This is a genomic window from Microcoleus sp. S1D4, from assembly GCF_036700765.1.
Lineage (GTDB): Bacteria > Cyanobacteriota > Cyanobacteriia > Cyanobacteriales > Microcoleaceae > Microcoleus.
Window position 1 is genome coordinate 1 of record NZ_JAUBPP010000025.1, and the last position, 10,273, is coordinate 10,273.

General features: G+C 46.0%; 9 protein-coding genes and 1 pseudogene. 1 reads left to right on the plus strand and 9 read right to left on the minus strand.

Features of this window, described 5'->3' with window-relative positions; translation table 11 throughout:
- Positions 1-284: 284 nt before the first annotated feature.
- Positions 285-1,130, minus strand: a complete 846-nt coding sequence (locus QT998_RS22115; protein ID WP_333093571.1) for an ABC transporter permease — start codon at positions 1,128-1,130, stop codon at positions 285-287.
- On the opposite strand from QT998_RS22115, the gene QT998_RS22120 reads away from it, so the two are divergent.
- Positions 1,091-1,333, plus strand: coding sequence for a hypothetical protein (locus tag QT998_RS22120; protein WP_333118937.1), 243 nt, complete (start codon positions 1,091-1,093; stop codon positions 1,331-1,333). The genes QT998_RS22115 and QT998_RS22120 overlap by 40 nt on opposite strands.
- A gap of 98 nt (positions 1,334-1,431) precedes the next feature.
- Here the strand turns inward: QT998_RS22120 and QT998_RS22125 are convergent, their stop codons facing one another.
- The 8 genes and pseudogenes from QT998_RS22125 to QT998_RS22160 all read right to left on the minus strand — a co-directional run.
- A complete protein-coding gene (locus QT998_RS22125; RefSeq protein ID WP_333093572.1) occupies positions 1,432-2,343 on the minus strand; it encodes an ABC transporter permease in 912 nt (303 codons plus the stop codon).
- A 155-nt stretch (positions 2,344-2,498) separates the two neighbouring features.
- Positions 2,499-3,629, minus strand: coding sequence for an ABC transporter substrate-binding protein (locus tag QT998_RS22130; protein ID WP_194071275.1), 1,131 nt, complete (start codon positions 3,627-3,629; stop codon positions 2,499-2,501).
- Between the two features lie 316 nt (positions 3,630-3,945).
- A complete protein-coding gene (locus QT998_RS22135) occupies positions 3,946-5,076 on the minus strand; it encodes an ABC transporter ATP-binding protein (protein ID WP_194071218.1) in 1,131 nt (376 codons plus the stop codon).
- 187 nt (positions 5,077-5,263) lie between these two features.
- Entirely contained in the window at positions 5,264-5,902 is a 639-nt protein-coding gene (locus tag QT998_RS22140; RefSeq protein ID WP_333117848.1) for a DUF4340 domain-containing protein, read from the minus strand.
- Positions 5,903-6,140: 238 nt separating this feature from the next.
- Entirely contained in the window at positions 6,141-8,072 is a 1,932-nt protein-coding gene (locus QT998_RS22145; protein WP_333117849.1) for a Gldg family protein, read from the minus strand.
- A gap of 43 nt (positions 8,073-8,115) precedes the next feature.
- Positions 8,116-9,015: an Rpn family recombination-promoting nuclease/putative transposase gene (locus QT998_RS22150; protein ID WP_333093577.1), complete on the minus strand. Its 900-nt coding sequence runs from the start codon at positions 9,013-9,015 to the stop codon at positions 8,116-8,118.
- A gap of 154 nt (positions 9,016-9,169) precedes the next feature.
- On the minus strand, positions 9,170-9,961 hold the full coding sequence (locus tag QT998_RS22155) for an ABC transporter permease (RefSeq protein WP_333093578.1): 792 nt from the start codon (positions 9,959-9,961) through the stop codon (positions 9,170-9,172).
- A 48-nt stretch (positions 9,962-10,009) separates the two neighbouring features.
- Positions 10,010-10,273, minus strand: a pseudogene (locus QT998_RS22160) (hypothetical protein); the annotation flags it as partial.

The window sequence follows — 10,273 nt, forward strand, 5'->3', positions numbered from 1 at the left end:
ATCTACTGAATATGCTTTCATTGGTGTATTTTTTAATCTATTTTTATTGTACCTCATAACACCCGGAAGTGCTGTAATACCAAATGCGGGTAACATACCCCCTTCATGATTCGGCGATTGAAACCGCTACTAAACAAACGATGTCGGCCTACGCCGACTGGTTCGTAAATAGTATCCAAAACCCGGATTTTGTATTATAACCAATGACTACTGACTACTGACTACTGACTACTGCCAACTACCAACTACCAACTGCCAACTGCCAACTGCCAACTACCAACTGACTAATGAGACCGTTTTTGATCGCTGCGGCCGCGCAAATATTCTGCTAAAAATGCTAATCCTCCCGAACCTACTATTAACAGCACGCTGAGAGCATTAATATCAGGTTTCACGCCAGTCCGAATCCGGCTAAAAATTTCCATCGGCAGAGTTGTAGTCCCGCTACCTGCGGTGAAACTCGCAATCAAAAAGTCGTCCATGCTGAGGACAAAAGACAGCAGACAACCAGAAACTATGCCAGGTATTAATTGAGGTAACAAAACCTGAATAAAAGCCTCAACAGGTGTTGCACCCAAATCTAAGGCAGCTTCTTCTAAATATGGGTTTAAATCCGCCAATCTAGTAGAAACAGCTAGAGCGATGTAAGCCAGACAAAACACAACGTGGGCGGCGACAATTGTCCACAAACTCAGAGGAATAGCGAGGGCTGCTAAAAATACCAGAGTAGCAACCGCGCTGGCAATATCTGGAATAATAATCGGCAAGTAGGAAACTCCCTGATATAAACTTTTCCCCGGAAAGCGGTAGCGGGCTAAACCAACGGCCATTAAAGTTCCGAGTACAGCCGAGATTGCAACTGCACAAATCGCGACTGTTAAACTATTTCTGAGGGCAATTAATATTCGCGTATCGCTAAATAATTGAACGTACCAATTTAAGGTAAATCCTTCCCAGCCGGCACTAAAACGCGATTTGTTAAAGCTGTAAAATGTGAGTACCAATATGGGTAGGTACATATAAAAAAACATGGAGATGGCAAATATGACTTGCCAAGAAATTTTAAATTTAGGTTTTAAGTACATATCGGGTGGTATTTCCTCCTGTGGATTGTTGGTGGGATTTTCCATGTCTCGTTAATCGCGAATTGGTAATTTGGGAATTGGGAATTGGGAATTGGGGATTGGGAATTGGGAATTGGGGATGGGGAATTGGGGATTGGGGATTGGGAATTGGGAATTGGGAATTGGGAATTGGGAATTGGGAATGGGGAATTGGGAATTGGGAATTGGGAATTGCGAATTGGGAATTGCGAAGTGGAATTAACAAATAACCAATAACCAATAACCAATAACCAATAACAAATAACAAATAACCAATAACCAATAACCAATAACCAATAACCAATAACCAATAACTACTGACTACTGACTAAACTGCATTACGATCGCCATATTTGAGCAAAAGGGCAATTCCGATACTCACTGCAAAAATTAATACCATACTCAGAGCCGAACCCAGCCCCCAATTTTGTGTTGCTCCCAAAAACTGATTGTAAATCAAACGAGCGGCTGTCATGCTGGAAGCTCCACCGAGCAATTCGGGATCGACAAAATCGCCCAAACAGCTAATAAATACTAGCAAAGAGCCTGCTGCAATTCCCGGCATTGTTTGAGGTACTGTCACTTTCCAGAAAGTTTCTACCGGATTCGCGCCCAAATCTTGAGATGCTTCTAACAATCTGCGATCGAGCTTTTCCAAAGAAGCGTAGAGAATTGTTACGATATAAGGCAAATAGCTGTAAGCCATGCCGATGAGAACGGCGGAACTTTGATTTAACAATTCTAGAGGAGGGATGCCTACAAGGGCTAAGACCGAGTTGAGAACGCCCGTAGGACGCAGTATTGTAATCCAAGCATACGATCGCAACAACGAAGAAGTCCACAGCGGCAACACAAAGCCCAATAATGTTAAATTCCGCCACTTCGGCGAGACATTGAGGGCTATCCAGTAAGCGACGGGAAATCCCAGCACCAAACAGAGTATGGTAGTTCCAGTTGCGAAAAAGAGCGATCGACCCATCACCTGCAAATTCAGCGGTTCAAACACTCGCAGATAGTTGCCGATTCCCGAAGGATTCACCAAATCTCCCGGCTTAATATTTGGTACTAAGCTAAGCTGAAAAATTACCAGAGTTGGTATTACTAATAATAAAACTAGGAACAAGCCAGAAGGGCCGAGCAATGCTAGCGGCCCAGCCCACGATGACCACGGGGAGCGAGTTTCAGCTTTTACGGGAGATGTGGGAGGAATCGGAGGGGGAGCTTTGGTGGAAACAGCCATAAATAATAGTTTTGATTTTTTAACCGCTGATGAACGCGGATTAACGCGGATATAATACGGAGCGATGCAGCGGGCGATCGACTGTGGGGGCGGATTGATGTAAAATTTGGATAAAAGTCAGAGATTGCGTGTAAAGTCCGCCCTACAGGTGAGGATCAGCCGCTGGTTAATTTAGTCCAATAGCGATCGTACACTTCCATAAATTTCCCTACCGGAGCAACACCTTCGCAATTTCTTAAAACAGCTTCCGAGGGGAAAAGAATTTCGTTTTCGCGGACTTCCGGCGTTAACAAACTAAAAGCATCTTCCGAAGGAGTTGAAAAACTGAGCCGTTCTACTAAAGAAGCAGCGATATCGGCTTGCAGCATAAAGTTAATCCATTTATAAGCTGCTTCGGGATTGGGAGCACCTTTGGGAATTACTAAAGTGTCTGTCCACAAAGAAGAACCACTTTTTGGCACGATATATTTCAATTTATCGTTATCTGGAATTACTTCATTAGCATCAGAAGAATAACACATGGCTATCTTCAAATCGCCAGTCAGCATTTGCGGCCGCCAAGCATCTGTGGTAAAAGATGCGATCGCGGGTTTGAGTTCCACCAACTTTTCGTAAGCTTTTTTGACTTGCTCTGGGTTCGTAGAATTGAGGGAATAGCCAAGCATCCGCAACGCAGCACCCATGACTTCTCGAACATCGCTTGCTAGCGTCATTCGTCTTGCTAGCTCCTGTTTGTGTTGCCACAAATAGTTCCAATCGACCGGAGCTTCTTTGAGTTGTTCGCTGTTGTAAATCAAGCCTGTGGTTCCCCAACTCAAAGGGACGCTGTAGCGGTTTCCTGGGTCGTAGACAGGGTTTTGGAACTGTTTTTTGAGCCGATCGAGTCCGCCCAAAATCGAGTGGTCTAATTTAGTCAACAGCTCCAGTTCCGTCATCTGAACCACCATGTAGTCAGACGGGTAAATGATGCTGTAGGCGCGGCCGCCGCCGGCTTGAACTCTAGCCAGCATTTCTTCGTTGGAACTAAACACGTCGGCTACTACGCGAATGCCTGTTTTTTCGGCAAAGCGATCGAGCAAAGCTTTATCGGTATAGCCAGCCCACGTATAGATGAACAGTTGGTCGGCAGAACCTGTGACGGGAGGAGCAGATTGTACGTCTGCCAGTCGCCAGCCGCAACTCGAAAGGGCTAAGCCGGAAATTGTCGCCGCCGAATTTTTTAGGAACTGACGGCGTGTCGAATTAGCCGGGAAAATCCTGGAAATTGGTAGATTTGTCGGAGGCACAGTTTGATTTTAGATTTTAGATTTTAGATTTTAGATTGGGGAATTGGGGATTGGGAATTGGGAATTGGGAATTGGGAATTGGGCATTGGGCATTGGGCATTGAGAATTGGGCATTGAGAATTGGGAATTGGGAATTGGGCATTGGGAATTGGGCATTGGGCATTCTCCTATTTTCCCATTTTCCCCCTCTCCCATTCTCCCCCTCTCCCTCTCTCCCCCTCTCCCATTCTCCCCCTCTCCCTCTCTCCCCCTCTCCCCCTCTCCCATTCTCCCCCTCTCCCTCTCTCCCCCTCTCCCATTCTCCCCCTCTCCCTCATTAGGATCGATCGCCCAAAGCAAGGCAATCAGTAGTTCCCCAGTAGGCATAAATCGGCGTGTTTTGGTCTGGGAAAGAGCCGCCGGTATTTGGCTGGCGCACCGTAATTTTATCGCCAGAGGTCAACTCAACCACGTAATGAACGTGAGTGCCCATGTACATAGTATTTTTGAGCCGCCCTTCAAAACAGTTGACCGACACTTCCGGCTGGTATAGATTCAAATATACTTTTTCCGGCCGGACGCTGACCACCACAGAGTCGCCTGTGACACCATTCCACATATCTGACTGCTGAACGATTATTTTCAGATTGGCCGAGGTGCGAACTGTGAGAGTCGATCGGTCGATCGACTCCACCGTACCAGAAAACAAATTCGTATCCCCAATAAAATCCGCCACAAAAGCCGTCTGCGGACACTCATAAATTTCTTCGGGTGAACCGATTTGCTCAATTCGGCCCTCGTGCATCACCGCAATCCTGTCTGACAGACTCATCGCCTCTTCTTGATCGTGAGTCACCATCACAAAAGTCAAGCCTAATTCTTGATGCAAATTCGACAGTTCCAACTGCATCTGCTTCCGCAACTTCAAATCCAGAGCCCCCAGCGGTTCATCCAGCAGTAGTACCGCCGGTCGATTTACCAGAGCTCTCGCCAAAGCCACCCGCTGCTGCTGGCCGCCCGACATTTGACCGGGAAACCGATTGGCGAAAGATTCCATTTTCACCAATTGCAAAACTTCTTTTACCCGTTCTTCTATTTCCGTTTTTCCGAGCTTTTTAATCCGCAATCCAAAAGCGATATTGTCCCAGACATTCATGTGTCCGAACAAAGCGTAGCTTTGAAACACGGTATTTACCGGACGGCGGTAAGCTGGAGTGTTGGTCATCGACTGGCCGCGAATCATCAATTCGCCCGCCGAGGGAGTCTCGAAGCCAGCGATTAAACGCAGCGTCGTAGTCTTACCGCAGCCGGAGGGGCCGAGAATGCTAAAAAATTCTCCTTGTCGAATGCTGATGTCAACTCCGCGAACTGCGGTTTCGCCGTTAAATACCTTAAAGACCTTGCGGAGTTCAACGTCAAGCGCTGTATCCGTTGCTGTCGTACCTTGGTTGAGTGCTGTCTGAAACATATTCGCCCTTTCCTGGGGTTAATGCACGCCGCTTGAATACAGTTTAACTTTAGACTTTTCTGTATTTTAGGCGAGGAATGTTCGATGTAACAGGTTTTGGGATTTGTTCTTTCAATTCTATCTCAGAGTGCTCTTGGGTAAGTCTGAATGTTTTGTGTCGCGCGATCGAGTTCGATCGACTCCCCAACTATTGATTCTCAGGAATTGGAGTAGGAGATGGTGTTGGTGATTTCTCTGGTTTGGGTGCTTCTGCTTTTTGCCATTCTGACAAAGGTCGATTGACAGCATTTTTAAAGTCAAAAGGCACTAGCAGCACGGGCAAATTTTCGGCTGAATTTGGAGGGGGCGCTTCCCCCGGATTGGCTAGAGCGTACAAGAAGCGGCCGCTAAAGTCTGTTTTGCCTAAAACTAGGCGGTGAGTTTCCTGGTTGTCCAGCTTGACTGTGACTGTAGCTTGGGGTTTGTCTAGACCGTATTCTGGGAGTTTAGCCGCGGTAGTATTAATCGTGCGATCGCTCTTTCCTGTCGCTAGCCTGTCTAGCAAAAAATCCACCGAAGCCTCACTCGCGTGTACTTGCACCGGCAATTTCATTTCCCAGCTAGACTTGCCTCCTTTTGTAGCATAAACTCGCTCAAAAGTCAAGATTTTTTCAGGAGTTTTTACTGTAAAGAATTGTATGCGATCGGACTTAAAATTAAAAATTTTCTGTTTATTTTCCTTCGCCGCTTCCTGCTGGGGAGACACCTGCATTTCGTACACAGAAACGAACCCAATCATGCTTAGCGCGACGGCTATCAATACAAATGTATTTTTCTGCAATTTCATAATAACTGGGAATTGGGCATTGGGAATTGGGCGGAGCGAAGCGGAGGGATTGGCCAAATAGGGCCCAGCGAACCGGAGGGATTGGGCATTGTTGACTGTTTACTGTTGATTAATGTTATTGGTTATTTGTTATTAGCCACAGTAAAGAATTAACAATTGCCCACTGACAACTGACAACTAACAATTGCCCACTGACAATTGCCCACTGACAATTGACAACAGTCAACAGTCAACTAATTTATCTTCTCTTCCACCAGATAGTGCCGCCTATTACCAGTCCGAGTAAGGGCCAAACTAGCCAAGCTAAAATCAGCAATCCTATTTGGATGACCGTCATATTAATGCGACGGTTGGTAGATTTTTTCGGACTTATAGAAAGGCTTTGTTGGTCTGGTTTACTCAACCAACTGACAGAGTTGAGAAATACGTCACTATTGAGTTGTTGCTCAAACCAACCGTTAGTCACAAATTGAGATGTGCCAATTACTACCATGCGCGATGTTTTTTGAGAACTTGATGGTACAGAAGGAGTTGTGGTTGGCTTCGGAGATGGTGTGGGAGATGGTGTGGGAGATGGTGTGGGAGATGTTGTGGGAGATGGTGTGGGTGTTGGGGAACTTTCGGGAGATGTTGTGGGTGTTGGGGAAGCTGTCGGTAATACTGGCGGCGTAGCTTCTTGGGAGACAATCACCGAGTAGCTAATTGGGGAAGCTGTCGGCGATGTTGTTGGAGATGGGGATGTTGTTGGAGATTGAGAATCTGTCGGAAATGGGGATGTTGTCGGAAATGGGGATGCTGTCGGAGATGGGGATGTTGTCGCAGATGGCGATGTTGTTGGAGATGGGGATGTTGTCGCAGATGGAGAAGGCGAGGGTGAGGGTTTTAAGGGAGTGCTGTCAGCGCCCGATCGCACTAAAGCCACACCTAATAATAACGGGCCTTGTCGATCGGTCTTCTGATCGAACTCCAATTTCTTAGTCGTCAAATCGCTTTCCGCCCAACTTTCCTGACTCGTCCACAGCAGCGGTTGTTCTTCTATCCCTGCTACGGGCGTGGTTTCCAAAGCACGCGCAAACGGATAAAATGAAATGCCGGTGCCGAAACTTTTAGTAATCGGATTGTCGCCGTAGCGCCTGACTGTGGGAACCGTCGGGCCCAGGCCGAATCTTTGACCGCCGCCGGAAGCATCGATGACCAAACGGGTGTCTAATTTTAGGCCCCATTCTTGCAGAAATTTGTCCAATCCGGTATTAATTGCTGGGTCTACCATTAAGAATAAACTGCCGCCGCGATCGAGATAAGCTTTTAGCGCTTTAATTTCTGCATCGATAAACGGTTTTTCTGGCCCAGCAATAATTAAAGCATCTGCATCTTCGGGAACTTCTTGGCGTTCGGCAAAATTTAGCGTTTGGGCGTTATAGTATTTATCTTTCAGAGCTTTTTGGGCTTGCTCAATTCCGCCTTGACCTTCTTTCAGCGGGCGCGTTCCTTTACCTTGCAAAAAGTAAACTGTAGGAACGCGAGTGCTCAGAATTTCTTCTAAGCCATTGGTAAGTTTGATCTCTGAAAGACCTTGATTTGGGTCGCTACCAAAAGCTGTGCCACCTTTTTGCAGCTCTTGTTTTTTGTCGCCCGATTGCAGGTAAACTTCTCCAATGCTGGTAATGCTAAATTCCCTGGCTTTTCCCGGTTGGGCCTGCGGGTCTACAAATTCGTATTGGAACTTAGAACCTCCCTCGCGTTTGTAGCTTTGCAACAATTCTTTTGTTTGGGGATTTTGAATGGGGTCAAATACCCATACTTTGACTGGTTGTTGGAGGTTTTGCAGTATTTGTTTAGTCTGGGGGGCGAGGGTAAACTGTTGGCTTTCGGTTAAGTCGATGCGGAGGGGATAGCGAAATGCGATGAAGTTAATTATTCCGAGAATCACAAATACTGCGATGGTAGCAATTAGGGCGTTGGTGCCGGCTTGGGTGGAACGCTGCCCCCAAAAGCCTTGTTCGTGAGTTAAATATAGCAGCCAAAGTGCGATCGTCACCGTTCCGGCAATAACTAAACCGACTGTCAGGGGTTCCCATGCTGCGGATACAAATGCTGCTGTTAAACCTGCTGCGATGAGGAGGGGCCCCAGCCAAAAAATATATTTCCAATTGGTTTTCTTAATTTTCATAACATAAATATGGGACGATAATTTTCCGGTTCGAGAATGTTATTCATATTGCATTAGCCTGCAACCAGGCTGTTAAGTCTGACTGCTGTTGAAAATCCAGGACGGCATCTCCTAATTCTTGTAATTCCTGCACGCCTAATTGACGGATACAATTTTCAGTATCTGGTTGGATTGTGCCTAAACGCCGCACGATTTGACGCAAAATTAACGATAAATGAGCGGCTTTTGTTACCTGTTCTTTTGCTAACTCTATGGCAATCTGCTGGTCTTCAATCCACAGTTCTTGGTTCTGCAATTCATTTAATTCTTCTTCAGTGAACTTGTCTTCGCTGGCCATTCTCAAAGCTTTCTCAATTTCGGGGACTGCACTAAGTGTTTCTGGTATTGTATCCAAAGTGCTGGTGTTTTTGAGAAGGTAAATCCATCTGTCTGCGGTGGTTTCTAATTCTGCTAATTCTTTAGTGAATTTGGGCAGTTCTATAAATACTAATTCTATTTCAGTATCGGGATAGTCAAACTGTTGCTCTTTTTCTTTGAAAACAAATCGCGTCAGAAATTCTGGTTGGTTTCCAAACATTTCAAAATCGGCAATTTTTAAAGAAATTACTGTTTTGAGTCTTTCGTAGCGTTCTTCTCGTGTTAATTGCAGGCTGTAGGTTTTAGCCGCGTTGTACAAAACTCTGGTTCCGAAGGAAGGGACGTTGATTACTTGAATTTCAATGAGGGCGATTCGGTCGCCGTTTATTGTGGCTTTGACATCTAGTTGTGTGTCTACTCCGAAAGTTTGATTTCCTGGTTGGGATTTGATTATTTCTAAGTCTTCGATGACTGGCTGTGCTTCATAAAGGATGGCGTTTAAAAAATTAATTAGGATGTCTTGGCTGTCGCTGGAAGCGAATATTTTTTTGAACGCAAAGTCTATTTTGGGATTGATCAATCTCATTGTTTGATGTACTTTGTAGGATTTAACATTACTAATTAGTCATTGGGCATTGGGAATTGGGGATTGGGAATTGGGGATTGGGAATTGGGGATTGGGAATTGGGCAATTCTCCCACTCTCACATTCTCTTCCTGTCCCACTTTTCCCTTCCCTTTCTAAGAACGCTGATATCGTAAGGCATCGATGGATTGGGCGGTGAGAAATACTCCTAGAATGATGTAACTGGCAAACATAATTAAACTGCTGGTATCGAAAACTCCCTTGACTAGATTGGTGTAATGTGTTAGTAGCGATAACTGTGCTAATGCGACTCCTAAGGGGCCGCTAATACCGACGGCGGCGGCATCAATTACCCACAGAAATAATACTAGAGTGAAGGTGAGGATGGCGGATAAAATTGTGCTGTCTGTGAGGGAGGAAATAAACATTCCGAGGGACAATACTGCTGCTGCTAGGAGGATGAGGCCGCCGTGTCCTAACAGGAGGACACCGGCGGGTACGGGTGGGGTTGATGAACTGAGGGCGATCGCCTCGCAGAAGAGCAGGGGCAACAACATTGTGGTGTAAAATGTCAAAACGCCGAGGAGTTTGCCGGTAGCAACGGCCCAGTTTGTTAAGGGCGATGTGGCTAAAAGTTCTAGGGTTCCGCGCTTGCGTTCTTCTGCGTAAAGTCCCATTGAAAGTGCGGGTAGCACGAACAGTGAAAGGGAACCCATGATTCGCAGAAATAGTTGGAGAAATTCGTAGGCTACGTCGATGGGAGGTTCGGTAATTCCCATTTGATCTCGCTGGGCGATTTGGGGAATTAACCCGTCGGGGGCGAGGAGAATGGCGATTAAGAAGTAGCCGGTAATCAGCCAAAAGACGGCGGCGATGGCGTATGCTAATGGCGATGCAAAATAGCTTTGGAGTTCTTTGCGATAAATGGCGATGATATTACTAATCATTACTAACCTGGGAATTGGGGATTGGGGATTGGGTAGTTGGTAATTGGTTCATTCTGTTTTGTCGGCTGGTGGGTTTGGTTCGCTGTCTTTGGTATTTTGGGGACTTTTTTCTATTTGTCGCTTTCTGGTAAGGGGTGGCGGTTCTGGTTGAGAATCGCTAGTCGGTTGTGGCTTTTTTTTAAGCTTCCGGTTTGTTACAACTGGGGGTGGTTCTGGTTGAGAAATTTCTCTCGACTCTACGATTTGTGGAATTTCGAGATTTTCGACAATCGGTTCTGGCTGAGAAGGTTGTCTAGATTCTACGATTTGTGG

Bases quoted from the DNA above. Each gene is read 5' to 3' on its own strand.
- QT998_RS22115 (WP_333093571.1), bottom strand. From the start codon at position 1,130: ATGGAAAATCCCACCAACAATCCACAGGAGGAAATACCACCCGATATG.
- QT998_RS22125 (WP_333093572.1), bottom strand. From the start codon at position 2,343: ATGGCTGTTTCCACCAAAGCTCCCCCTCCGATTCCTCCCACATCTCCC.
- QT998_RS22135 (WP_194071218.1), bottom strand. From the start codon at position 5,076: ATGTTTCAGACAGCACTCAACCAAGGTACGACAGCAACGGATACAGCG.
- QT998_RS22140 (WP_333117848.1), bottom strand. From the start codon at position 5,902: ATGAAATTGCAGAAAAATACATTTGTATTGATAGCCGTCGCGCTAAGC.
- QT998_RS22145 (WP_333117849.1), bottom strand. From the start codon at position 8,072: ATGAAAATTAAGAAAACCAATTGGAAATATATTTTTTGGCTGGGGCCC.
- QT998_RS22150 (WP_333093577.1), bottom strand. From the start codon at position 9,015: ATGAGATTGATCAATCCCAAAATAGACTTTGCGTTCAAAAAAATATTC.
- QT998_RS22155 (WP_333093578.1), bottom strand. From the start codon at position 9,961: ATGATTAGTAATATCATCGCCATTTATCGCAAAGAACTCCAAAGCTAT.